Raw genomic sequence first — 24,702 nt, 5'->3', positions numbered from 1 at the left:
AAAACCATACGCTTATTCATTCTTATCTCCATTTTCTTCATTAGACAATTAACTCAGCAAGACTATCAACAACTTGCTGAGGTTGGCAATCATAGATATTCTCTCCATGATTATAGCCATAGCTAACCACAATACAATCAATTCCAGCACGGCGTGCAGCTTCAATATCATTACTTGAGTCGCCAATCATTAATGATTGTGAAGCAGATATTTTTAGGCTTTCCATGCAATGCAATAATGGTAGTGGGTGCGGCTTTCTTTCAGGTAAGCTATCTCCTCCAAGTACAACTTGAAAATAAGAAGAAAGCTCTAGCGCATCCAGTAACCCTTGAGCAAGTTTGACAGGCTTATTAGTCACACATGCCATTTTAATATTCAAAGTTTGGCAATGTTTTAAAAACTCAGGTACGCCTGGGTAAATTTGAGTATTCACACACAGCTCCGCACCATATACCTCTACAAATTTCTGTAATAAAACTTCATGTTGTTCAACATCTAATTTTCCAAATATATGAAGCAGAACACTTTCACAAAGTTTTGAAGCCCCTTTACCTACCCATTCCCGTATTTGTGCTTCTGTTACCAATGGCCAACTGAGTGATTGCAGACTTAAGTTCATAGACCGATATAAATCGGCAGCGGAGTCAACCAACGTTCCATCTAGATCAAATAAAATTAAATCGCGCTTACTTAGTTGTGCAACAGACATTTTCTTCTACTCAAAATTAAAAAGGCATGCGTTTAGCATGCCTTGATTGTAAAAGCACCAACGAATTATTTAAAGAATAACCACGCCAATACAGCTAAAATCACTAAAATAATAATGGTCACTAGACCAATAGATGCATTCTTTTGCTGCTCTTTCTCTTCAGTAACCCGAGAAACTGGCTCCTCAATAGCAACAGGAGTTTGTTCTGGCTGAGCATGAATATCCACCCCTTCAGGAATCGGTGCGGGTTTTGGCACAGAAACTCGCTGAGGCATTCCATCACGACTCACTTCAGTTTCTGCTGCACGCTCCGCAATACTTGGCATACCTTGATCGCTTAAATCTTGTATCGGTGCAGTTTGTACTGGCTCCACCTCAATTTCAGGTAAATCAGTATTTTCTTGTGCAGGGGCGAAAACTGAAAATTTTAAACTTGCGAATTGAACAATATCACCATCATGCAACTGTTTTTCTTGCTCAATACGAATATCGTTTACAAACGTACCATTCGATGAATTAAGGTCTTGCACCCATAGCGCTTGATCTTTTAACAGCAATGCTGCATGGCGACGTGAAATTTCAGCAGCCTGTAGTAATAAATCAGCATCTTGATGACGTCCCACCAACATATCACGATCAACATTAATTTCTTGGCCAGTAAATTCACCAGTAATTGCTTGTAATTTCCAAGTCATGCCTATGTCCTATTCATTTTTTATTAATCATAACATGCTACTACGGCGCTGTGCTTGGACGCAGTGTCGTTGTTGTTACTGTATTTTTAGTACGATTAATTTCAGGATCAGGCAACTGTAGTGTTTGCTTTTGGACGGTAGGTTCTACAGCTACCGGCGTAGTTATGGTCGAACTTTTACCACCTGATGGAACCTGTTGGTAATTTTTTGGCTTAGAGGCAATACTCGGTGGGGTCATTTTTTGATTATAAATATCATCAACTTGCTCAGGTAATTTTGCAAAGTTGCCATTTTTATCCATAGCCAATTGCAAGCTATAAAGTTGATTATAGCGCTGCTGAGATAAACGGCGTACATCATTTGCATCGCCCACAATTGTTGGGTGAATAAAAACGAGAAGGTTACGTTTAGTATTGCTTCGAGTATCTGAGCGGAATAAACGTCCTAAATAAGGAATACTACTTAAACCAGGAATGCCCTGACGGTTAAACTCAACATCATCTGAAACTAAACCACCTAAAACTACTGTTTGGCCATGTTCGGCTAATACAGCCGTTTTAATAGCACGTTTATTGGTAATTAAGTCCGCTGCTTGTCCTTTACTTGCTTGAACATTTGAAACTTCCTGTTCAATTTCAAGGCGAACTGTACCATTCTCACCAATATGAGGAATGACTTTTAATGTTACACCGACATCTTTACGCTCCACAGTTGTATAGGGATTAATACCTGTACTATTGGTAGTAACCGAACCTGTTACAAATGGAACGTTTTGACCTACAACAATATAAGCCTCCTCATTATCCATAGTCACAATAGAAGGAGTAGACAATAAATTAGAAGCTGTATTCTCTTTTAAAGCTTGGATTAGAGCTCCATAAAGTTGACGAGAACCATCTGCACCTTCTTTATATTTTCCTAGTGCGATTGAGCTACCAGCACCAATTGCGCTTCCCAAACCAGCAGCTCCTCCTGTTAAATAGCCAGCTGCCAGCGAAGCTAAACTTGAACCCGCATTTGTAAAATTAATCAAGCCTATACCACTATTAATATCACCAAGAGCCCATTGCACCCCCAACTGATCCGCATCTTTACCAGAGACTTCAATAATTGCAGCTTCGATGAGTACTTGTTGACGGCGAACGTCAAGTTGCTGAATTGCAGACTCAATTTCACGCATTAATTGGGGATCAGCTTTAACTACCAATGAGTTCTGAGCATTATCTGCAATAATACTCACACCGTTTTGATTAAAGCTGGTGATATTGTTCTGATTACTACTGTTCGAATTACCGTTTAGGTTAATTGCAGGAGTTGAAATTGAGGTACCACTTGAACCGGATGTATTTGAACCAGAATTCTGGTTATTACCAATTAAACTATTAATCGGATTCGATGAGTTAGATGAATTATTACTATTATTCGATGAAGATACTGCCTGTCCTGTGACTAAGCCTTGCAAAATTTCAGACAAGTTTTTAGCACTGGCATATTTCAAACGGAAAACTTTTAAGCCACCTAAACGGTCTGCCGAAGGTACATCCAGCATCTCAATCATATGACGAATACGTTTACGTGTTTGCGGATCACCTTTTATTAAAATACGGTTTGTCCGATTATCAGCAATAATACGAATACGGGCACCACTAAAATCTTTAGATGCACCTGTTGCGCTCATCGCTTCAAGCTGGGTAATAATTTCTTCTGCTTGGCTCGACTGAAGCGTGATCGCTTCAATATCATTTTGCCCAGTTCCATCCAAGTTACGAATAATATTTTCAAGTTGATAAATATTCGCAGCTCTATCAGAAACAATAAGTGCATTGGTTCCTGCAATTGCCGCCATATGTGCAAATTGCGGCATTAAGGGACGGAGTGCTGGAATTAAGTCATTTGGATTAGTATTTTCCAGCCAAATCACACGTGTAACGATTTGATCACCACGGACCCTATTTCTAGAATCATAAGGAATTCCCGAGTTTTTAACATTGCTATCCGGTACAAGCTTAATGGTATTACCAGAAGGAATTGCAACCACCCCGTTTACATTTAAGACCCCAAGAAATAGGTCATAAACTTCATCTTTATTTAATGGCTTATTAGAAATAACCGTGACATTACCACGTACTCTCGGATCTACAGCGAAGTTCTTTCCTGTAATGTCTGCAACTTCATTAATAAAGGCAGTTAAGTCAGCATCACGTAAATTGATCTTCCATGTTTGGGCATAGGCACTGCTACTTACTGTCGCAATCAATGGGGCTGCTGCAAGTAATGCCCAAAGTGGACGTTGATGATTCAATAAAGCCATAACTCGCGATATTTCCTAACTCTTATGGTGACGTGTTATCACTAAAAATTTTGTTGTATGGTCATCACTTGATCACCACGTTTTATTTCTATTTTTACTTGCCCTGCTCGACGAGCCTGCTCAAGTAATTGCACATCCGTTTGCCCTTGCCCAACCGTTTGACCATTCAAAGAGACAATTCGATCGCCAGGTCTTAAACCTAACTTATTTCTAAGTGCAGTCGGTGTACGTTCTGTAACTTCATAGCCTTCACCTGAGTTACCACTTACCCCCATATCTCGGAGGTATTGCTCTCGGTTACCTTGCATCTGCTGGATCGCTTGTCCCAATGCCTGTTGGGCCGTATTCATAGGCTCTGTAGGTTGAGACGGTGTAGCACTTTGTTGTGAAGCATCCGGAGTCATCGGTTGATATAAACCATTTGGCAAACCTTTGAACTGAAGTTCACGGGTACTGCCATTTCCTTGACTCAACACAACATGATCCCAATACACCTCTGCCAATTGGTAAGAAGTTGAACCAATGGTTTCACCAACTCGATAACGCTCAGCAGTATTATCAATTTTAATAACAGCAGAGGAAAACCGGTTTGGATAGCCGACCATTACACCCTGCAATTCTAAATTCACGCTTTCTTGAGCCGCATTGGCAGAAGGTTCGTTAAAAAGTGAAAAAGTACTAATATTTGGTATTTGTGGTTGTTGAGAACCGAGTTCTACCCGATCAAATTGCATCAGTTGAGGAGGCGCAATCACCAACCAAAAAAATGAAGCGAGTTTCCAGCATAACCATAAAATTAAAATGGCAAGGACCACTACACTCAGTCGATCTAATTTTTGCCATTGCAATTGCTGTAATTTATCAATCCATACTTTCATTAGTTACCACCTTGTAATAATGGTTGGCGAGAACTAATGACAAAAGTATCCAAACCAGCTTTACCGTCATATGATGGAACATTGAGTAATAAACGCTGTGTGAGCTGAACATCCAGCATCATATTGGCATCTAGTAAAAGATTGGCCATTTTTTGATTACGCTGATCACGGATGTCCACTTGTAGCTGTCCGTTCTGGTCAGTTAATTGCCCACTTAAAGAAGGCATATTCATACGATCTTGACGATCACCAATATTATAAATGAGCGCCCCACCACCCCAATGCAATTGCCCATCAACTGCCGCAAAGCCTTGCTCTTTTTTATAATTAAATTGGATATCTTTAAGTTGAATACTGTTTACAGGCCATTGCCAATTTACAATTTGCTTCAGTGTTTCTGGAGCAATCTGGCCATTCATATCCCTTACAATAACTTTTTTTCCAAAACCATACGCCATAATCCCCGTTAATTGCGTATTACCACTATGAATATCAACATCTGCAGCAAAGCGTAATAAAAGTAAGTCTAGCGGTCTCGTTTTCCAGTGGATAGTGCCTCGTAACGCTCCACGGTGCCAGTCTGCCTGCCCCTGCCAGATGTTGCCACTTACATTATGGACAGTTTGATTATTCTTTGAAAATTTAGAGATAAGCCAAGTCGCCGGAATCTGTAAAATAATAAAAATTAAAAATGCAATGAGGGCAAAAAACCACCACTTCCATTGCTTAGACTTTTTCTTCATTCAGCCTTACCAACATGCAAATTATCATCCTTATATGAGAGTTCCTCTCTAGTCTGACATTATGCATACTTTTTCAACATCGCCAATTCACTTCATATAAAAAAACCAAGCAATCGGGCTTGGCGTCTCGCTAAAGACTATAAGTTGAACGTATGACAAAATCATGAAATTTACGATTGATCTTGCTAAATGAAAATTTAGTCTCAACAATGCTCTTAATTAGGAATTCAAGCACCTTATTGAATATTCATATTTAAAATAAAATTTTTTTAATTCTTTTTAAAAATAAAAAAGCCAAGCAGAATCGCTTGGCTTTTTAAGAGGCAATACAATTAGATTAAGAAATCTTCAAGTTTTGCACCTTTTTCAATTTCAGCAACTAACCAACGTGGTTGTTTACCGCGACCAGTCCAAGTCTCTTCAGCATTGTTTTTGTTACGGTAACGTGGTTCTACAGATTTACGTGTTGTTTTCTTACGTTTTTGAGCGCCAAATTCTAGAAGCTGTTCAACACTAAAACCTACATTTTCAGCAATTTCGATAATTTGATTATAAGCATCTTCGATTGCTTGATCTTTTTTGCTTGCAATTAAAGCTTCTGCTTCTTCTTGTAAGCGTTTTAACTCTTCAACAGATAATTCACTAATATCCGGTTTCATTAATAAATACTCCAGTCTTACTGACAATTCAAATAATACAGACAAAATTTAAAAACATTAAATCATAACCAATAGTATTTATAATCTATTCAATAAGCAATAGTTTGAAAGTCAAGTTCATCAGAATAACGCTATAAATTTACTTTTTAATTACATTAGTAATTATAATTGTAATATATTTTCTTAATATTTATTTAAGCTAAATGTATTAAATCATGCCCAACTGATTTTTCTAATTCAATAATTTTACTTTTTACTTCACTTGGTATTTCACATTTTAATCCTGTCATTTTATTCACACAAACCATAACTGCTTCACCTGTAGCAACGATTTGCTGCTGAGATTCACTCCATAATATATAAGCCATACGGAACGCGCTCTTACGTAGCTCTTCTACACGAACCCCTACTTTCAATACATCTGGATAAAACACAGGTTTTAAATATTTGCACTGACTTGAAGCAACAACAGTATATATATTTGGAGTCAATATATTTACATTTTCCATATATAAAATACGTGAGCTTTCAATATATCTATAATATTGCACATTATTGACATGACCAAAAGCATCCCATATCTCCCCATGCTACTTTCTGGTCGTATATTACAGGGTAGACAGACAGTTCTTTCATTTTTACCTCAGATTTTAAATTTTAAAAAATTCGCATCATTTTCAAAGATTAGGTTTAACTGTTTGATTAACTCATCATCTTCTTTTAAGGTTGATTTAATACGTAAATAGCTCATTAAAATATTATCTGGATATAAACTTAATAATATTTCTGCTTCAGCTTGACGACCTGTTGCCATGTAAACATGCCATTTTGCAAATGTTAAAACTGGCAAATTCATATATTGAGATTCAAATTGATTAATCTTTTCTTCGACATCGGCATAGTCAGGAACCTGCTTAAGCAATTGTTGCTGAAACCATAAGTAAAATACGTCCGGATCGAATTGCTCTTTGAGTAAATGCAAGGTTAATGCTTCATGCTGAATACTCATTTCTGGCATACGGGCCAAAAGTTTTAACCATAACAATTTACTGCTATAAGGTCTGGTTTGAATTTCTGACTCTAAATCCAGATAGCGCTGTTGCAGTGCTTGTAAATCATCAATTGAAGCTTGATCAAACTGTTGAAGTAATTGTTGTAACCATAAATCACGATGTTCAGCGTCCAACAAACCATATTTCATAGAACGCAAGTATACCCATGGTTGTTGTAAAGCAAGCTGGCCCCAAAGCGCCGTTAAACGTTGTTGATATGCTGTCTCAATCTCTTCAAGCCATGGCGATAACTGATGCTGATATAAAAACTCAAGATGGGTTAAGGCACGTTCAGCTTCGTTTTGTGCCAAGAATATTTCAATACGCTGTAATTCTGCTAACTCAAAAGCCATTGGTGGGGATTGATCCAAGGCCTCTAAAGCTTTTTGGTAATCTCCACTTAAAACTAGAAATTTGGCATCAATAATATTTTTTAGAAGGCCTGATTGAGTAAAAACACGTTCGATAAATACCCGTTGATCTTCAGCAGCCTCTAATAACCAGACAATACCTAATTGTTCATATGGATGAAGATTTTTAAACTGAAAAATATTCTCTCTCTTTCTTTGTTCCCGAGAAGAATAACGCTTAATCCAAAGCCATATCACCTGAGCAATAAAGCTCATCACAACAAACGTAAGGACTAATCCCCATACATTTGTTTGCAATTGCAATTGCCGCCAGTAAATATAGACATAACCCATACCATAGCCATAACTGAATAAGGCCAAGGCTGCAAACAGGACTAAGCTAATTAAAAAGTAAACCCACAGGAGATGCTTCATGTGTCCTCCTTATGAGCCGATTAGACCAAGTATCGATAATTTAGGAACAGGCACTACAGATAAATGTGCCACTTTAGCAATACGGTTTTTGAGTTGTTGGCTAGTTGCATCGGGTAATTCATTTAGTTTTTGCATTACTGTCTGCAACTCATTTTGATATTCAGCCATTTTTCCTTGGTTTAAAGCTTGCTCAGCAATTAATAGCCTTAATTGCACTTCTTTAAGCACTACACTTCGGTTCATTAAATTAATAGACGGCGTTTCTACTTTCTCAATACGGAACCATTTTTTCCACCATGACACAGCCTCGGATTGGTCCATCTCAAATTTAGGCTGCTTTAAGGCTTGCTGAATATTTTTATCAATATTCTGAAGTAAATCATCAATGAGTTGATGTCGCTGATTTTGAGCAAGTACAAATTGTTGAATGGCCTGCTTATCTTGCTCAAGAGCCTGATTTAAGCTGTGTTGTAATGCGGGAGCAATTCCATATTGTGGTAGGGTTTGCTGTAGTTGGGTTAGATGATCTACAGCATAAATAAATTGCTGTTGGTCAATTGCAAACTGGATTAACTCTAATTTTTGTTTAATTAATACGGTCGGTGCAATTCCGGTTTGAACAACTTCTGTCGTTGCTAAAGGCGTTGTTTTAGAATTATGACTTGGTTGATTTTGAATTTGTCTTTGTAAAGCAACCAATTGATCATTCAAATTGGCATATTGCTGTTCAGATTGCAGCAAGCTTTGCTGAAGTTCAGGAACGGTACGAGAAATTTGCCACATATCGTAGCTGAGCTTAGCCACCCAAGCAATGCCCAGCAAAATGATGATAGAAACAAGTTTTCTCATACGAATCCTTATAATGCCTGAATGTGATGAATCATCCCCGAAGGCGATAAATTTTCAAGTTGAATAATGTGAAAATGAGCTTGTTGCTGATCGCGATAGTCTTTAACAAGTTGAAAAAGGCGTGGTCCTAAAACTAAATATACGCAATCAGGTTGTGCCTTATTTTTTAAACAAAGCTCTAACCAGTATTTCCAGCTCGCCTCACTAGTAATTAAGACGAGCCATTTATCTAAATTATAATTTGAATTCTGTGTCAGATGTTTGAATGTCGAATATGAAGCTTGCGGACACTGCCGGCGATATAGAACAAAATTTAAAATCTGAATTCCTTGCTGTTGCAAAGTTTCCATCATAAATTGACGGCCGCCTTCACCTCTCCAAAAAGCCACGCTACCTGATTTTTGCATACGATGAAGGAGAGGTAAGTTAAGCATTCCCTCGGAAGTTTCAACCTCAGGAACATGCGCTTCAATCCCATAGTCGTGAAGACGATTAGCCGTCGCCTGTCCCACCGCAATCCATTGAATATGTTTTAGCTCATCTATTTTTAAACCACTTTGTGTTAAATACTGCATCCCCACATCAACAGCAGTAGGACTAACCACTACAATCGCTTGTGCACCAGTTAACTGCTGATAGAGTTGAGAGAGTGATTCTGAAAAAGGTTGAGCAACCAGTTCTAAAAGAGGTAAAGACTCGACCTGAAACCCCTTCTTCTGCAAAGCATGAGTTAATTCAGCCGCACGCGAATCAGGTCGGGTATTAATAAACAACATAGCGTTAGTAAAGGGCCTTTAATAAATCACCAGCGCCTTGATCAAGTAAGTTCCGAGCAAGGTTTTCACCTAATTGCTGAGCATTATTCGCTTCATCTGTAAGCTCAGCCCGTAATAATGTTTGCCCATCAACACTACCTACACGGCCTTCAATATGAATTTTACCATCTTGGAGTGTTGCATAACCTGCAATCGGCACCTGACAACCACCTTCAAGATAAGCATTGAATGCTCGCTCAGCACGTACACATACATCTGTCTCTGGGTGTAGAAGTGGCTGAATTAAAGCCAACACTTCTTGATCATCTGCACGGCATTCCAAACCAAGAGCGCCCTGACCAACCGCAGGCAAACTTACACTTGGCTCAATACAGTGGCGAATGCGTTCTGCCAATCCTAAACGTTTTAAACCAGCACTCGCCAAGATAATGGCATCATATTGACCATCGTCTAGCTTCGCTAAGCGGGTACCGACATTACCACGTAAATCAATAATTTGTAGATCTGGACGTTGTTTTAAAATTTGTGATTTACGACGTAAACTTGAGGTGCCAACTTTTGCTCCTTGCGGCAAATCAGCAAATTTTTCAAATTGATTCGAAACAAAAGCATCTAACGGATCTTCACGTTCGCAAATTACGGCCAAAGTTAAACCTTCTGGTAATGCCATCGGAACATCTTTCATTGAATGTACAGCAAGATCCGCACGACCATCTAAAAGTGCTGCTTCCAATTCTTTAACGAACAAACCTTTGCCACCAATTTTTGCTAAAGGTGTATCTAAAATTTTATCGCCCTGCGTGACAAACTTGACCAACTCCACCGTTAAATCTGGGTGAAGCTCCTGTAAACGGGCACGAATATGTTCTGCCTGCCAAAGAGCAAGTGGGCTTTGTCGTGTAGCAATTTTCAAGGTTTTCATAAATTCAAGCATGGGCTGGTCAAACAATACACCCTAAACTTAACTTGATCCCTTAAAATTGCAAGTAAAATCTCACAAGCAAAAATAAGATGAATACAGGTTAAAGTTGGTGTATCCGCTCTCTAAGGGTAGATAAATGACGGCGGCTTACGGAAAGTCTTTCATCTAAGCCACGTAAGCGAACCTGATATTGGCCCGAACTTACTAGCTCCAAACCATCTAAATAAGTAATCGAGACCAATGCATTACGGTGAATACGGATGAACTGATCTGCGAACTCAGTTTCAAGTTCTTTAAGTGTTTCGTCAATCAATACGCTGCCATTTTTATGACGTACCGTGACATATTTCTGATCTGCTAAAAAGTAATAGATATTTTCAACAGGAATTAGCTCAACCCCACGATAGGTTTTAGCAGCAATTTGATGACGTTGTGTTTTTAAATCCTGTAAAAGCTCAGGTTTAGGCAAAGCGCTGAGCTGCGCTTGCGTTAGCTGGGTTAATTGCTTAAATGTCTGCTCCAGCTCTTGAGGATCAATGGGCTTAAGAAGATAAGCTTGTGCTTGTGACTTAAATGCCTCCAATGCATGCTGATCATAAGCTGTGCAAAACACTATGGCAGGTCGAGGATTAAGTTGGCTTAATTGCTCAGCACAGACGAGACCATTCATACCCGGCATCTGGATATCAAGTAAAATCACATCTGGGTGATGAAGCCGTGCCTGTTCCAAGGCATCTTGGCCATGATGAGCTGCTGCAACAACCTCATGTCCCATCTTTGAAACTAAACGTGACAATCGTTCCACTGCAAGTGGTTCGTCATCACAAATTAGCACCTTCATTCATCCTCCTTGTCACCGTTAACTTGGTCCATTTTTTTATGGTTAACTCTGACTGACTTATTATTTTGATTGGTATTGATAGCTCATAATAGTGGTATATAAAGCCTCACCCTTATATACCTGGAATCTCACTGAATTCCCATAATACGCTTTTAAGCGCTGTTTAACATTTTCAAGAGCGATTCCATGCCCTTTCCGTGAATTTATTGTATCGTGTGTATAAGGGTTGGTAATGACTATACTGACCTGATTTTGCAATATTTCAACCAATACCCCAATGGTTGCTTTACCCATCATTGGCTCTACCCCATGAAAAATACTATTCTCTAATAAAGGTTGTAATGTCAATAAAGGAATAGTGACCTGTTTTAATTGCAAAGGTTCAATTTCCACTTTCCATTCGACTTTTAAACGCTCGCCCAAACGTATTTGCTCAATCATTAAATATTGCTTACTAAGCCCAATTTCTTCATGCAAGCTCACTAATTTTAATTCTTGAAAACTCGCCCGAAACAGTCGTGACAGGCTAATTAACATACTTTCTGCTTTATCTGGATCTATCGTTATTAAACTCACCACATTATTTAGACTATTAAATAAAAAATGAGGATGAATGCGAGCCTGCATTGCCTGAATACGGGCATTTAATTCTGCATATTGTTGGTGTAACCATTGTTCTCGAACATATAAATAACGCAGACAAAAGGCCCCTAATAATATTCCATAACTTAAATATAAAGGGACATTGGTAAAATAAATGCTCCAGTCCTGCGCTATAACAGATGTTTTTTTCAAAACTCCAAACTGAAAAAAATTGCTTATTATGGTGGTTACCACAACTATCGCTTGCAGCATAACAAAGCCAATTATCAAAGCATATTTTTGCTGTAGCTGACTAAAAAAATCCTGAAAATGTTCAACCAAGGCAAAAAAAGACAAAATCACCCAGTTAATAAAAACGATGTATTGTAAAAGACGTGAGCCGTTTAATGCATGCCAAGACTGTGCTTCAGCCAAAGCTAAAACCAGAGCTAAAACATTACTTGCGATAATTAATTCTAATAAATGTTGCCAACGATCAATTTTCGTAAAAAAATAGGAGGAATTTTGATTTCGATATGCTGTAGAAAACAACTTTGTTTGTTGAGCTTCGGCAAGTGATATACTCTTTTTTATTTTACTGAGCCACCATGACCACATCTTCAAATCCCCCTAATTCAGCAGCCCCAAACCAAACCTCAGGTATGTGGGGTGGCCGTTTTTCTGAAGCGACGGATGCTTTTGTAGCCGAATTTACCGCCTCTGTTCAATTTGACCAGCGTTTTTATAAGCAAGACATCGCTGGTTCTATTGCGCATGCTACCATGCTTGCGAAAGTTGGCGTACTGACAGAAGCAGAACGAGACGACATTATTGAAGGTTTAAGCACCATTCGTGCAGAAATTGAAGCTGGAACTTTTGAATGGCGTATCGATCTTGAAGATGTTCACATGAACATTGAATCACGTTTGACTCAACGTATCGGTATTACAGGTAAAAAACTTCACACTGGTCGTAGCCGTAACGACCAAGTTGCAACTGATATCCGTCTTTATCTCCGCGACGAAATTGACGACATTTTAGGCTTATTAGAGCGTTTACAAAAAGGTTTGTTGGGCTTGGCTGCCAAAAATGTAAATACTATTATGCCTGGCTTTACACACTTACAAACAGCTCAACCGGTAACTTTCGGCCATCACTTGTTGGCATGGTTTGAAATGTTAGTTCGTGATACTGAACGTCTTCAAGACTGCCGTAAGCGTGTTAACCGTATGCCACTTGGTTCTGCGGCTCTCGCTGGAACAACTTACCCGATTGATCGTGCTTATACAGCAGAGTTACTAGGCTTTGAAGCTGTATCTGAAAACTCTCTTGATGCTGTATCTGATCGTGATTTTGCTATCGAATTTAATGCAGCAGCATCTTTAATCATGATGCATTTATCGCGTATGTCTGAAGAACTTATTCTTTGGACTTCTGCACAGTTTAAATTCGTAAATATTCCTGATCGCTTCTGTACTGGTTCTTCAATCATGCCGCAGAAGAAAAACCCAGATGTTCCAGAACTCATCCGTGGTAAATCTGGCCGCGTATTTGGTGACTTAATTAGCTTACTTACGCTTATGAAAGGTCAACCACTGGCGTACAACAAAGACAACCAAGAAGATAAAGAACCTTTATTTGATGCCATTGATACCGTTCGTGGTTCACTCATGGCGTTTGCCGACATGATCCCTGCATTGGTTCCAAATGTTGAAATCATGCGTGAAGCTGCTCTTCGCGGATTCTCTACAGCAACTGATCTTGCTGACTACTTAGTGAAAAAAGGCGTTGCGTTCCGTGATGCGCATGAAATTGTAGGTAAAGCTGTTGCATTAGGTGTTGCTGAAGAAAAAGATTTATCTGAGTTAACACTTGAGCAATTACAACAATTCTCTGACCTAATTACAGCAGATGTATTTGATAAAGCTTTGACACTAGAAGCTTCGGTAAATGCACGTGATCATATTGGCGGAACTTCACCAAAACAGGTTGAAGCTGCGATTGCACGTGCCCATAAACGTCTAGAACAGTTATACGCTTAAGGATACAAAATGAGTCGACAAGTATTTTGCCGTAAATACCAAAAGGAAATGGAAGGATTGGACTTTGCTCCATTTCCAGGTGCCAAAGGCCAAGAATTTTTTGAAAATGTTTCTAAGCAAGCATGGCAAGAATGGTTACAGCACCAAACTACGCTAATTAATGAAAAGCGTTTAAACGTGTTTGAACCAGAAGCGAAAAAATTCCTTGAAGAGCAACGTGAGAAGTTCTTCAATAATGATGAGAGCGTTGAAAAAGCGGAAGGCTGGAAACCAGAATAACAGGTTTATTCCAAGCCCATCATTTTTTAAAAAGGCAGATTTATATACATAGACCTGCCTTTTTTTACGTGAAACTTACACAAACATATAAAGCCTTACATAGAGCGCACAGGACTCTACATGACATGAAATGGCTGAAACTTTAATATCAATTCATAGCAAGTAAGACACGATCCCTGTCGTGTTTTCTCTTAATGCACTTGATTTTCTGTCCTGAACTTCCCCCCAAAGTTCGGGACATTTTTTTATCTATTATTTAAAAAAATAAAAAAGCCTTGTCTGAAACAAGGCCTTTAAATATCTCAGCTCACATATTACTTTTCGTGTACTTTTGCTTCAATTTCTTCAATTTTGGTATGACGTGCATCAAAGCCTTTTGCCATGTAAATGACTTGTTCAGCAATATTACGAGCGTGATCACCGATACGCTCTAAAGAACGTAAAACCCACATGACATTAATCACACGAGCAATATGACGTGGGTCTTCAATCATATAAGTCATTAAAGTACGCGTTGCCGACTGATATTCACGGTCAATGTCAGCATCGGCTAAAAGTACACGTAATGCCTGATCTGCATCTAAACGTGCAAAAGCATCAAGTGCGTCATGAATCATGACGCGTACTTGGTTACCAATATGACGTGTTTCCATATAGCCACGAGGAGAACCGCCCTCTTCACATAGATTTTGCGCAATACGGGCAATTTTTGCAGCTTCATCCCCAATACGCTCTAGGTCAGTATTGGCTTTACTCATAGCAATTACCATACGCAAGTCAATTGCTGCCGGATGACGACGTGCCAAAATCAGCGTCAGCCCTTCATCAATATCACGTTCGTATTGATTGACCGCATTATCTTTAAATTGAACATCAATTGCTAAGTTCGCATCTGTATCAAGCAAAGAATGAATTGCATTGGCAACCTGTTGTTCGACCAAGCCACCCATGGTCATAAACTTTGTGTTCACATCTTGCAAATCTTCATTAAATTGAGAAGAAATATGATGGCTTAACACCGGATTACTCGGACTCAAGGGAAGCCTCCAACATGATGGCGCAGGGATAAAATGATTGAGCATTAAAACACATCAATCATTAAATTTTTATGACAAAATTAAATTTCAGATAAAAGCATTTTTTATTACTGATACGTTAACCAGCTGTTTAATTCAACTAGATCTTTTTCCCCTAGCTGACCTACAGCCGCTTTTAAACGTAATACATTTAATAAATAGTCATACTGAGCATTAAGATAATCCTGTTTTGCTGAAAAAGCATTACGCTGCGCCAATAAAACATCGACCATACTTTTTAAGCCTTCGTTATAACTTGCTTTTGAAGCTTGAGAAACAAGTGCTGAAGAGTCCATTGCTGCCTTTCTTGCTTCAAGTTTTGCTCGGTCAGTATCTACCTGCATAAAAGCACTTTTCACATCGACATTGGCACGGCGAATGGCCGCATCAAGTTGGGCTTGCGCTTTATTTAACTCCACACTGGCTTTTTTAATAGAAGTTCGAGTCCGGCCTCCATTAAATAAGTTCCAGTTCATCTCTACCCCGACCTGATCAAACTTCCCATCAGTCGAAATCAGCGTTTCGGGCGTTTGTTTGGTATAACCATAACTCGCCACTGCATCTATCTGTGGATAAAGTGCAGCTTTTTCCACACGACGTTGATCTTCAGCATATCGCTTTTGTAAACGTGCTTGCTGAATCTTTAAATTTTGCTGTTGGGCTAATCCTAACCACTCATCGAGCTGTGCCGGATAAGGTTTTTGAAAGATAAAATCACTTCTCAATACAGCAAGCCTATCTTGATAAGGACCAATATATTCAGATAGTTGCTCTTGAGCCAATAGAAGCTGCACATTGGTAGCAATACGGTTGGCTCGGGCATTTTGATACTGGGCATTTGCTTCACTCACATCACTACGTGCTACCAACCCTTCTTTAAGCTTGGCGTTCATCATATTGAGCTGTTCAAGCAAAGCTTTTTCTTCTTGTAAATATGCAGCGGTAAGTGCCTGTTGACGCAGTACATTAAAATAGGCTTCAGCTACATTTAAAACATGATCTTGTTTTTGCAGTTTTAAAGTAATTTCACTAAGAGCAACCGAAGTTTTAACCTGTTTATAACCTTCCCATGCATCCATACGAAAAAGAGGCTGACGGGCAGATAAAGTTGCTTGTTTGGTAGTCGATGTATTACTTACCAAAGCATCGGAAAGTCCTTCCTGATCAACACCGGGAAAATTTGAACGCTTTACCGTTTGTCGATTACGGGTAATATTTCCAGACAATGTAACTGTTGGTAGTAAAGCGCCTGTTGCTAAGCCTAAATTAAGCTGATCTGCTTCAAACTGTTGTTGATTCGCTTGCCACGTCGGATCATTTAGTTTTGCGCGCTCATAAGTTTCAACTAAATCTAGAGCAAAACTCGACGATGTAAAACTCCATAAACCCGCAACAAGCATTAATTTTATTTTCATTGTTTAAATCAACGATAAAACTTGGCTTTAAGACTAAGAAAAATTTAATTTAAACTCAAGCCAGTAAAAGTTTTCATTTTTTATGTATTTTCAGGCTTTGATAACATCAAAATACAAATGAAAATCAAAAACATGCCTGCCCACCCAATCCATGAGACACTCTCGCCAACCAAAACAATGGCAAAAATCGCTGCAACAAGAGGTTCAAATAAAGTTAAAGTGGTGGCTTTACTCGCATTTACAGTTTTTAACCCGAAACCAAAAAGTAAATAACCTAAAAACATAGGGATAAGCATCATATAGCCAGCAACAAGTAAATTTGTTGAACTTTGCAGTAACCCACCACCTGTAATTAATAAAGTTGGAAGCAAGATGACTGCACCACCTCCCATAATCATGCCCATTGCAGCTTTAGCTGCAATACCTCGGTCTATTAATCTTTTTGCAGCCCATGAATAAAGTGAATAGGTTGCACCCGCTACCAGCCCAAGAAAAATACCAAAAATTTTATTCCATTCATTTGTACTCTCTTGTGCTGCGTGGCTTTCGCCCATAGATAACAAACTTACCCCTACAACACCCAACACAAAACTTAGGAACCATGTTTTAGATAAAACTTTACGGTCAAAGAATCGCTCTAAAACTGCTGCAATGAGTGGAGCCGAACCAATTGAAACCACCGTACCAATCGTAATTCCGGCATAATGCATGGAAGAATAAAAAGCTAAGGGATATATCCCAACTGCCACAACACCTAAAAGAATAATAGAAATATTTCGCCCAATAAATTGTCTGTGTTCCCGAATGGCCTGAGATGCAATCAATGCCTGTAAAAGCCCACCTCCCCCCATAGCAACCGCGCCAATTGCAAGTGGTCCGAGTGTTGGGGCAAATGCTGCGGCTGTCCCCGTGGTTCCCCATAAGAAAGAGGCCACTAAAATTGCAATAGTGCCACCATAACTACTATTTTTAATAAGGCTAATCATGTTGGCATTCTCGATCTAAAATATCTTCTGCCATTTGTCTCGCTAATTGAAGTTGACGACTGTTACCTTCTAGCCCTGCTCTTGCCATAGAGCCTTCTAATAAAAAAGAAAGTTGTGAGGCGATATAGCTAACACGCTGTGAATCTTTTAATAAGCGATTTAAATGCTCGGCAACAATAGCCTCAACTTCTTCTTTATGTTGTTTTACCGAACTTCGCTCTGAACTATTCGCGGGAAACTCTGCGGCAGCATTTAAAAGCCCACATCCTCGAAAGCCCTTCTCATAGGCAAATTCCGCATGGTCTTGATAGGCATCAAATACGGCCAAAATAGCTTCTTTAGCTGTTTTTGTTTTTTCTAAACGCTTTTGATAAAGGTCTAACCACTCTTGATGTCGTGCAGCAATATAGGCATCAACAAGTTCACCTTTTGAAGAAAAATTATTGTAAAGCGACATCTTGGCTACATCTGCTTTAGCCGTAACCGTATTAATTCCTGTTGCAGTAATGCCATCGTTATAAAACAGTGTTGCCGCTGCATCGAGAATTTTCTGTCTTGCTGTTCTATCATTCATAGCTTTTACCTAAGTAGACCGACCTACCTAATAATAAAGATTTCTAACAGTGATGCAATCTTTTTAAGCGTTATAATTTGAGCCATATCAATTTCGATAAAAATATAAAGATGAAAAAAATTCTAATGATGAGTATGTGCGGCGCACTACTTTTAACTGGCTGTAATAAAACATCACAGCAAGATCAAACTGTATCTAAAGAGCAAAAATCAACTGCGCAAAAGGCCACCGAACAGCGAGACAGTAGCTGCTTACAAATTATGGTAGCCATGCACACGATTAATCAGAACAGTAAAATAGAAGACTTAAATCAAATTAATGAAAAGATTAAAACCTGTGTTCCTTCGTTAAAAAATGAGGAACAGCTTAAGCTAATTGAAGCTTCAACAGCCATGTATCAACGTTTTCTAAAACAAGACTACACTGAAAAAACAGGGAGAGCTTTTGAAGCATTTGGCTATGCTGTTTTAGAACAGAAACAAGACCTTAAAAAGGCCATGCAAAGTCAGAAAAAGCTCTTCGCCCAACTGAGCCCGCGTGATCAATATTTACTTCAACATGAAGACCAAGCCTATATTGACCTGCTCTATCAAGGTGAAGGTATGTTTACTTATCGCCGCCAGCCAAACTACTTAGTTGATGTTTTTTCTAAGGCTTTACCCGCTGACCAGAAAGAATTTTTATCTCGTATGGCAAAAGACAATCAAGACATTTTCTATAACGATGGTGCTTTGGCTGTTTCATGGAAAGAGCTTACTGAACGTGCTTTATTTTGGGAAAAGTTTATTCAAAAATATCCAAAGAGTTATTTTATTAATGATGCCAAATTACTCTTTAATGAATATCGATACTTCATTTTCTTTGGTCTAGATAACACACCTGTGTCAAATGAATATGCCCCGAACACATGGTTTGACCCTGATGCACTTCAGCAAATCCGCTTTTTATCAACTCAGAGCCAATCAAGTTTAGCGAAACCTGCCCAACAATTTCTTAAATTTATTGCCACCCCTGTCGATGAGCGCAATAAGCAATTTAAAATAGATTTAACTGATGAAAATGGGCAAAAGAAATCTACCTATCAGATTGTGCATGAACAACTTGAACAGTTATTAAAATTTGATTCGCCATGGAACACAGAAGTCTATCGTGACTGCCATATAGATGCGGTTTGTATAGATACAAATTGACAATGCCAGCCAACCTAAAACATGTTAGTCTTTAAATCGCTTGACGGAGCGCGAGTAATAGCTCGCTGAGATTGTGTAAATTTCGTGTTATCGCAACACCAGTTTGATCACAAGTACCGTTGAACCTGATCAGGTTAAGACCTGCGTAGGAATCAAGCCATCTGAAAACCTAAGCCCTCAATTTATCTAGTTCAAGATAAATCCGCCATCGTTTTTGGTCGTGCTTGATTCGTTGATGTTATTCATAAGGATCATGTGATGAACCAATTAACGAATCTCTCTTCTGCTGAAATTTCAGCACAACATGAACAAGATGCAAAAGACTTAACCCGCATCTTACCCGCTTCTAAAAAAGTTTATATTGAAGGCTCTCGCCCTGATATTCAGGTTCCAATGCGAGAAATTTCTTTAACCGATACCCCAACTGGCCTTGGTGGTGAGCACAACCCACCTATTATGGTATATGACACTTCAGGTGTTTATACTGACCCGAATGTTCAAATTGATTTAAACAAAGGTTTACCTTCAGTTCGTCAAAAATGGATTGAAGAGCGTAATGATACTGACGTTCTTTCTGGCCTAACTTCAAAGTTTGGACAGGAGCGTTTAAAAGATATTCGTACTGCTGATATTCGCTTTGCACATATTCAAAACCCACGCCGCGCTAAAGCAGGTAAAAATGTCACTCAAATGCACTATGCCAAGCAAGGTATTATCACGCCTGAAATGGAATATATTGCAATTCGTGAAAATCAGCGTCAACGTGAAGCTGTAGATATGCGCCAGCACCCAGGTCAAAACTTTGGTGCAAAAAACTTAAAAGAAATTACACCTGAGTTTGTTCGCCAAGAAGTTGCCGAAGGCCGCGCTATTATTCCTGCCAACATTAACCACCCAGAACTTGAACCAATGATTATTGGCCGTAATTTCTTGGTTAAGATTAATGCCAATATTGGTAACTCGGCGCTTGGTTCTTCAATTGATGAAGAAGTTGCGAAAATGACATGGGCAACCCGTTGGGGCGCTGACACCATTATGGACTTGTCTACAGGTAAGAACATTCATGAAACACGTGAATGGATTATTCGTAACTCACCAGTTCCAATTGGTACCGTACCAATTTATCAAGCACTTGAAAAAGTTGATGGTGTTGCCGAGAACCTGACTTGGGAAATCTTTAAAGACACGCTTATTGAACAAGCTGAACAAGGTGTTGACTACTTCACCATTCACGCAGGTGTTCTACTTCGTTATGTGCCACTTACAGCAAACCGTTTAACAGGTATTGTGTCTCGTGGTGGTTCAATCATGGCGCAGTGGTGTCTCGCTCATCATGAAGAGAACTTCTTATACACACACTTCGATGAAATCTGTGAAATCATGAAAGCCTATGATGTGTCATTTAGCTTAGGCGATGGCTTACGTCCAGGTTGTATTCAAGATGCAAATGACGAAGCGCAGTTCAGCGAACTTAAAACACTGGGTGAGCTGACTCACCGTGCATGGGAACATGATGTGCAGGTCATGATCGAAGGTCCGGGCCACGTACCAATGCACATGATTAAAGAGAACATGGACTTACAGTTGGAAGTGTGTAAAGAAGCTCCATTCTATACGCTTGGGCCTTTAACCACAGATATCGCTCCGGGTTATGACCACATTACTTCTGCTATTGGTGCAGCTATGATTGGCTGGTATGGTACAGCAATGCTTTGCTATGTGACACCTAAAGAACATTTAGGTTTACCAAACAAGAAAGATGTGAAAGACGGAATTATTACCTACAAGATTGCAGCACACGCAGCCGATCTTGCCAAAGGTCATCCGGGTGCACAGGTTCGTGATAATGCCTTGTCTAAAGCACGTTTCGAATTCCGTTGGGACGACCAGTTCAACCTAAGTCTAGACCCAGATACAGCACGCAGCATGCATGACGAGACTTTACCAAAAGAAGCGCATAAATCTGCTCACTTTTGCTCAATGTGTGGTCCAAAATTCTGTTCGATGAAAATCACCCAGAATGTACGTGACTATGCCAACAATCTCACCAATAGCGATTCAGAGGTTGAAGAAGGCCTCAAAGCGATGAAAGAGGTTTATCAAGAGCAAGGACAAAAACTGTATCATAAAGTGTAAATATTCAAAAAAAACACTTGCCTAGCCATGATTCTCGGTTAGGATGAAATAAATAGATTTCGTCCTGATCGAATCATGAGTATTGTCGAGCGTCCAAGTTATACATCTAAAGATGTCGAAGTAACATCACGTGAACCTCTGTTCAGTGGTTTTATTCAAGTTGAAAAAGTCAGCCTTCGACATCGTCTATTTAATCAATCTGAATATACTCCTGTATTGCAGCGCGAACTTGTGCATCGGCCTGAAGCGGCTGGCGTTCTACTCTACAATGATCAAAAACAACAGTTCGCCCTGATTGAACAGTTTCGTGTTGGTGCTTTAGATGACTCCCATTCGCCATGGCAACTCGAAATTATCGCAGGTGTATTAGATGGCAATGAATCACCAGAAAGTTGCATTCGACGCGAGAGTCTTGAAGAATCAGGCTGCGAAGTTCAGGATTTAGAACATCTATTTAGTTTTTACCCATCAGCTGGCGCCTGTTCAGAGTTATTTCATCTGTATGTTGCTGAAACCAATTTACCTGCTGTAGGCGGTGTTTTTGGGGTAGATAATGAGGGTGAAAATATTCAGCTGCATTTGTTTAGTTATAGTGAAATTCAAACACTACTCGACAGCGGACGTTTAAGAAATGCCCCTGTTATTATGGCATTACAATGGCTGGCTCAACACAGCAAAACGATAATAAATCCGAAGAGGTAGGACGGTGACTTTCCAAGTCTCAACACTTTCACAAAAAAATCATGTCATCATACAAATTACCGATACACATTTATTGGAGTATCCACAGCTAGAATTTGTGGGGATGAATCCTGAAGAAAGTTTCCACGCCATTATTCAACAGATACTAAAACAACATCCCGAAGCTGATGCGATTATTCATACCGGTGACCTCGCACAAGCGCCAACACCTATTACCTACAAACGTTATATCAATTTTATGCAAACCTTGGGCCTGCCTTTTTTCCAGACCCTCGGCAATCATGACAATGTCGACCACTTTCCTCTACATAACGAAAACCATCAACAACCTGTAGTTGTCGGTTTAGGAAACTGGCGTGTGATTATGCTAAATAGCGCGGTAAAGGGAAAAGTAGATGGTCATCTGTCTTCGGAACAATTAGAAAATTTAGCGAATTTACTTGAACAATTTGCAGATCATCCTGTTTTGCTGGCTTGTCATCACCATCCATTTGCCATGAAATCAAAATGGATTGACCACCATAAGCTTCAAAACTCAAATGCACTTTTAGATACTTTAAGTCCATTTCAAAACGTGAAGGCCCTAGTCTGCGGACATGTTCATCAAGATTCCCTTAATATCTGGCAAGGTATCGAGTTTTTTTCTACGCCTTCCACAAGTGTACAGTTTAAGCCGTTTAGTAATGATTTTGCACTCGACCAAAATGCACCGGGTTATCGTTACATTCGTCTGAATAACGATGGTAGTTTTGAAACAAAAGTGTTTCGCCTTGAAAATTTCAAAACCCGTATAAATACTGATATTTCAGGTTATTAGCCCTAAAGTTTATATAACCCAAAAGAATTATGACTAGGGTAAACACGTTTTGAAAATATTTACGGGACAGAATGACTATCATCTTGCAGGAAAAATCTATATGATGACGACCCGATGGAAAAATCCATCGATGGTTTTCTATAAAAACACTTGCATATCACCATATTTTTTGCGTATAGATAATACGTGTATGATGAGGAATGCCCTATTATGGCGAATGACAACCACAACCAAGTTTTGGATGAACATACAGAAGTTGTAGTAGAAGGTGATAAAGCTTCTGCAAAACGTGCACGTAAAGTGAAACCTAAAACTTCTGACGTAGGCTCAACTGCAAGTTTATTTGGTATTGCACCTTATCAACCTAAGAAAAATGAAGAGTACATGTCTGAAGGACAGCTCGAGCATTTCCGACAAATTCTGCAAGCATGGAAAGCTGAATTAATGTCTGAAGTTGATCGTACTTTAAATACGATGCAAGATGAATCAACTGCATTGCCAGACGTAAATGACCGTGCTACCCAAGAAGAAGAATTTGCAATTGAATTACGTACACGTGACCGTGAACGTAAATTAATTCGTAAAATCGAACAATCTCTTGAAGCGATTAAAAACGAAGACTACGGTTTCTGTGAAACTTGTGGTATCGAAATCGGCTTACGTCGTTTAGAAGCACGTCCAACTGCAACGTTATGTATTGACTGCAAAACTTTGGCAGAAATTAAAGAGAAGCAAAATAACGGTTAATTGTGACGGTTAAGAATTCTCCAGCCGAGCTTAGTTCGGCTCTTGCGAATCAGCGAAACGATGTTCCACTGATTCGCTACTCAGGTCGGTTTGCGCCCTCGCCAACCGGCCCTTTACATTTCGGATCACTCATTACTGCTGTTGCCAGTTACTGCGATGCCAGAGCCCATCAAGGCCGATGGTTCGTTCGTGTCGAAGATACAGATATCCCCCGCATCTACCCCGGTAGTGAAGACCATATACTCGCATCACTTGAAGCTTTTCAGTTCGATCCGGATGCCGAGATCATTTTTCAAAAAGACCGCCTAGATATTTACGAAAGTGTATTAGACCAACTTAAAAAAGAGGGTCTGGTTTACGCCTGTCAATGTACCCGTAAAATGCTCGGTTCAAACGCTATCTATGCAGGCACATGTCGAGATTTGCATCTCGACTTCCAACATCAAGCCATTCGGGTAAAAGTTCAAGATCAGCCAATCTGTTTCGATGACCGCCTACAAGGGATTCATTGTTCTAATCTAGAGCATGACCTTGGTGATTTTGTCCTTAAACGCCGTGATGGAATTATTAACTACCAGCTTGCTGTCGTCGTAGATGATTACCTACAAGGCATTACTCATGTTGTGCGAGGCGCAGACCTGTTAGATAACACTGAGCGTCAAATCTGGCTTGGTCAACTCCTCGGCTACCCTAAGCTGAGTTACATGCATCTTCCGCTCGCCATGAACGACCAAGGGCAAAAACTTTCAAAGCAAAACCTTGCCCATGCACTTGATTTAACTAAAGCTCCTGAGTTACTACAACAAGCCATACAAGCCTTAGGTCAACCAAATGTTGATTTAGATCGCCCCGAAGTGATGCTCAAGCAGGCGGTAACCCAGTGGAATGTAGATTTGATTCCTCATGGACAACAACTTTGCGGAACATATCTATAAA

The 24,702-nt window shown here is 39.5% G+C and carries 24 protein-coding genes, 1 pseudogene and 1 riboswitch; of the genes and pseudogenes, 8 read left to right on the top strand and 17 right to left on the bottom strand.

What is annotated here, in order from left to right; genetic code table 11:
* Nucleotides 1–40: 40 nt before the first annotated feature.
* The 13 genes and pseudogenes from GO593_RS07885 to GO593_RS07825 form a co-directional block, all read right to left on the bottom strand.
* On the bottom strand, nucleotides 41–709 hold the full coding sequence (locus GO593_RS07885; protein WP_000109461.1) for a phosphoglycolate phosphatase: 669 nt from the start codon (nucleotides 707–709) through the stop codon (nucleotides 41–43).
* A gap of 65 nt (nucleotides 710–774) precedes the next feature.
* Nucleotides 775–1,404 carry an FHA domain-containing protein gene (locus GO593_RS07880; protein ID WP_000219966.1) on the bottom strand — a complete coding sequence of 210 codons (630 nt, stop codon included), beginning with the start codon at nucleotides 1,402–1,404 and terminating at the stop codon, nucleotides 775–777.
* Nucleotides 1,405–1,444: 40 nt separating this feature from the next.
* Nucleotides 1,445–3,715, bottom strand: a complete 2,271-nt coding sequence (gspD, locus tag GO593_RS07875; protein WP_001196431.1) for a type II secretion system secretin GspD — start codon at nucleotides 3,713–3,715, stop codon at nucleotides 1,445–1,447.
* 41 nt (nucleotides 3,716–3,756) lie between these two features.
* Nucleotides 3,757–4,593 carry a type II secretion system protein N gene (locus GO593_RS07870; protein WP_000870031.1) on the bottom strand — a complete coding sequence of 279 codons (837 nt, stop codon included), beginning with the start codon at nucleotides 4,591–4,593 and terminating at the stop codon, nucleotides 3,757–3,759.
* Nucleotides 4,593–5,336, bottom strand: coding sequence for a type II secretion system protein N (gspN, locus tag GO593_RS07865; protein ID WP_000730343.1), 744 nt, complete (start codon nucleotides 5,334–5,336; stop codon nucleotides 4,593–4,595). The genes GO593_RS07870 and gspN overlap by 1 nt, the downstream gene beginning before the upstream one ends.
* A 332-nt stretch (nucleotides 5,337–5,668) precedes the next feature.
* A complete protein-coding gene (locus GO593_RS07860; RefSeq protein ID WP_000801427.1) occupies nucleotides 5,669–5,995 on the bottom strand; it encodes an H-NS histone family protein in 327 nt (108 codons plus the stop codon).
* A 194-nt stretch (nucleotides 5,996–6,189) separates the two neighbouring features.
* Nucleotides 6,190–6,631, bottom strand: a pseudogene (locus GO593_RS07855) (acyl-CoA thioesterase).
* 7 nt (nucleotides 6,632–6,638) lie between these two features.
* Nucleotides 6,639–7,832 (bottom strand): membrane protein, encoded by a 1,194-nt coding sequence (locus GO593_RS07850; protein WP_000681780.1) that lies wholly within the window; start codon nucleotides 7,830–7,832, stop codon nucleotides 6,639–6,641.
* Between the two features lie 9 nt (nucleotides 7,833–7,841).
* The gene (locus tag GO593_RS07845) at nucleotides 7,842–8,681 is read right to left on the bottom strand and encodes a hypothetical protein (RefSeq protein ID WP_001230200.1); all 840 of its coding nucleotides are present in this window, start codon (nucleotides 8,679–8,681) and stop codon (nucleotides 7,842–7,844) included.
* An 8-nt stretch (nucleotides 8,682–8,689) separates the two neighbouring features.
* Complete coding sequence (locus tag GO593_RS07840; protein WP_000897410.1) at nucleotides 8,690–9,457, bottom strand: uroporphyrinogen-III synthase; 768 nt, start codon at nucleotides 9,455–9,457, stop codon at nucleotides 8,690–8,692.
* A gap of 4 nt (nucleotides 9,458–9,461) precedes the next feature.
* Nucleotides 9,462–10,379 carry a hydroxymethylbilane synthase gene (hemC, locus tag GO593_RS07835; protein WP_002159654.1) on the bottom strand — a complete coding sequence of 306 codons (918 nt, stop codon included), beginning with the start codon at nucleotides 10,377–10,379 and terminating at the stop codon, nucleotides 9,462–9,464.
* Nucleotides 10,380–10,479: 100 nt separating this feature from the next.
* The gene (locus GO593_RS07830; protein WP_000865988.1) at nucleotides 10,480–11,220 is read right to left on the bottom strand and encodes a LytR/AlgR family response regulator transcription factor; all 741 of its coding nucleotides are present in this window, start codon (nucleotides 11,218–11,220) and stop codon (nucleotides 10,480–10,482) included.
* A gap of 60 nt (nucleotides 11,221–11,280) precedes the next feature.
* Nucleotides 11,281–12,420: a sensor histidine kinase gene (locus tag GO593_RS07825; protein WP_000269792.1), complete on the bottom strand. Its 1,140-nt coding sequence runs from the start codon at nucleotides 12,418–12,420 to the stop codon at nucleotides 11,281–11,283.
* Here GO593_RS07825 and argH point away from each other — a divergent pair.
* Both argH and GO593_RS07815 read left to right on the top strand, forming a co-directional pair.
* A complete protein-coding gene (argH, locus tag GO593_RS07820; protein ID WP_000213740.1) occupies nucleotides 12,411–13,844 on the top strand; it encodes an argininosuccinate lyase in 1,434 nt (477 codons plus the stop codon). The two genes, GO593_RS07825 and argH, sit on opposite strands and share 10 nt — an antisense overlap.
* Before the next feature lie 9 nt (nucleotides 13,845–13,853).
* Nucleotides 13,854–14,123 (top strand): oxidative damage protection protein, encoded by a 270-nt coding sequence (locus GO593_RS07815; RefSeq protein ID WP_000089996.1) that lies wholly within the window; start codon nucleotides 13,854–13,856, stop codon nucleotides 14,121–14,123.
* Between the two features lie 314 nt (nucleotides 14,124–14,437).
* On the opposite strand, the gene phoU is transcribed toward GO593_RS07815, so the two are convergent.
* The 4 genes from phoU to GO593_RS07795 all read right to left on the bottom strand — a co-directional run bounded on the left by phoU (nucleotide 14,438) and on the right by GO593_RS07795 (nucleotide 18,174).
* On the bottom strand, nucleotides 14,438–15,160 hold the full coding sequence (gene phoU / locus GO593_RS07810; protein ID WP_000075183.1) for a phosphate signaling complex protein PhoU: 723 nt from the start codon (nucleotides 15,158–15,160) through the stop codon (nucleotides 14,438–14,440).
* A 107-nt stretch (nucleotides 15,161–15,267) separates the two neighbouring features.
* Nucleotides 15,268–16,614, bottom strand: coding sequence for a multidrug efflux outer membrane protein AbuO (gene abuO, locus GO593_RS07805; protein WP_001984569.1), 1,347 nt, complete (start codon nucleotides 16,612–16,614; stop codon nucleotides 15,268–15,270).
* A gap of 80 nt (nucleotides 16,615–16,694) precedes the next feature.
* Nucleotides 16,695–17,600 carry a DMT family transporter gene (locus GO593_RS07800; RefSeq protein ID WP_000624464.1) on the bottom strand — a complete coding sequence of 302 codons (906 nt, stop codon included), beginning with the start codon at nucleotides 17,598–17,600 and terminating at the stop codon, nucleotides 16,695–16,697.
* Nucleotides 17,593–18,174 (bottom strand): TetR/AcrR family transcriptional regulator, encoded by a 582-nt coding sequence (locus tag GO593_RS07795; RefSeq protein ID WP_000999888.1) that lies wholly within the window; start codon nucleotides 18,172–18,174, stop codon nucleotides 17,593–17,595. Before GO593_RS07795 ends, GO593_RS07800 begins: the two co-directional genes overlap by 8 nt.
* Nucleotides 18,175–18,284: 110 nt before the next feature.
* On the opposite strand from GO593_RS07795, the gene GO593_RS07790 reads away from it, so the two are divergent.
* The 6 genes from GO593_RS07790 to gluQRS all read left to right on the top strand — a co-directional run bounded on the left by GO593_RS07790 (nucleotide 18,285) and on the right by gluQRS (nucleotide 24,701).
* Nucleotides 18,285–19,364 (top strand): hypothetical protein, encoded by a 1,080-nt coding sequence (locus tag GO593_RS07790; RefSeq protein WP_000722618.1) that lies wholly within the window; start codon nucleotides 18,285–18,287, stop codon nucleotides 19,362–19,364.
* A 34-nt stretch (nucleotides 19,365–19,398) separates the two neighbouring features.
* A riboswitch (TPP riboswitch) is annotated at nucleotides 19,399–19,533 on the top strand.
* 89 nt (nucleotides 19,534–19,622) lie between these two features.
* Nucleotides 19,623–21,500, top strand: coding sequence for a phosphomethylpyrimidine synthase ThiC (gene thiC, locus GO593_RS07785; protein WP_001072861.1), 1,878 nt, complete (start codon nucleotides 19,623–19,625; stop codon nucleotides 21,498–21,500).
* Between the two features lie 75 nt (nucleotides 21,501–21,575).
* Complete coding sequence (locus GO593_RS07780) at nucleotides 21,576–22,202, top strand: NUDIX domain-containing protein (protein ID WP_000029221.1); 627 nt, start codon at nucleotides 21,576–21,578, stop codon at nucleotides 22,200–22,202.
* 4 nt (nucleotides 22,203–22,206) lie between these two features.
* On the top strand, nucleotides 22,207–23,019 hold the full coding sequence (gene cpdA, locus GO593_RS07775; protein ID WP_000143915.1) for a 3',5'-cyclic-AMP phosphodiesterase: 813 nt from the start codon (nucleotides 22,207–22,209) through the stop codon (nucleotides 23,017–23,019).
* 210 nt (nucleotides 23,020–23,229) lie between these two features.
* A complete protein-coding gene (dksA, locus tag GO593_RS07770; protein WP_001262524.1) occupies nucleotides 23,230–23,766 on the top strand; it encodes an RNA polymerase-binding protein DksA in 537 nt (178 codons plus the stop codon).
* A 2-nt stretch (nucleotides 23,767–23,768) separates the two neighbouring features.
* Nucleotides 23,769–24,701, top strand: a complete 933-nt coding sequence (gene gluQRS, locus GO593_RS07765; RefSeq protein ID WP_000216736.1) for a tRNA glutamyl-Q(34) synthetase GluQRS — start codon at nucleotides 23,769–23,771, stop codon at nucleotides 24,699–24,701.
* Nucleotide 24,702 lies beyond the last annotated feature (1 nt).

Origin of the sequence: Acinetobacter baumannii (assembly GCF_009759685.1) — a bacterium.
GTDB classification, from domain to species: Bacteria; Pseudomonadota; Gammaproteobacteria; order Pseudomonadales; family Moraxellaceae; genus Acinetobacter; species Acinetobacter baumannii.
The sequence above is the reverse complement of the archived record's forward strand: the minus strand, read 5'-3'. Positions and strand labels throughout refer to the sequence as shown.